1 protein-coding gene is annotated in these 303 nt (G+C 47.2%); it reads right to left on the reverse strand.

What is annotated here, in order from left to right:
• Window positions 1-284 (reverse strand): hypothetical protein (locus tag CBX98_RS26520; protein WP_206781404.1); only part of this gene is annotated, 284 nt, incomplete at its 3' end.
• Window positions 285-303: the final 19 nt, after the last annotated feature.

The raw sequence follows: 303 nt of genomic DNA on the forward strand, positions 1-303 counted from the left end.
CGCTTATAGTCCTTGGTATTGATGCTTCTAAAAAGCTCTAGGCTGACCAGGTTTCTACGGAAGTCCTTATGAAGGGACCTCCAGAATAGTAAGGGGCTTGACGAAAATCTCTTGACTTGCCTATGGACTGTCTTAACGTTTTCCACCAGGTAGTACAGATGGTCGAAGTTGAGGTCGTCACGGAGAAGATCGTCGATGAGAGGAACGACCTTCGAGTGAACATGGCCAAGAGACTCGCCTCTGACCATCGCGTCAATATATGTCGCAATATTTGTATCAAACATGATCGTGTAGTCCACGCCG

This window comes from Vibrio sp. T9 (assembly GCF_003123985.1).
Taxonomy (GTDB): Bacteria; Pseudomonadota; Gammaproteobacteria; order Enterobacterales; family Vibrionaceae; genus Vibrio; species Vibrio diabolicus.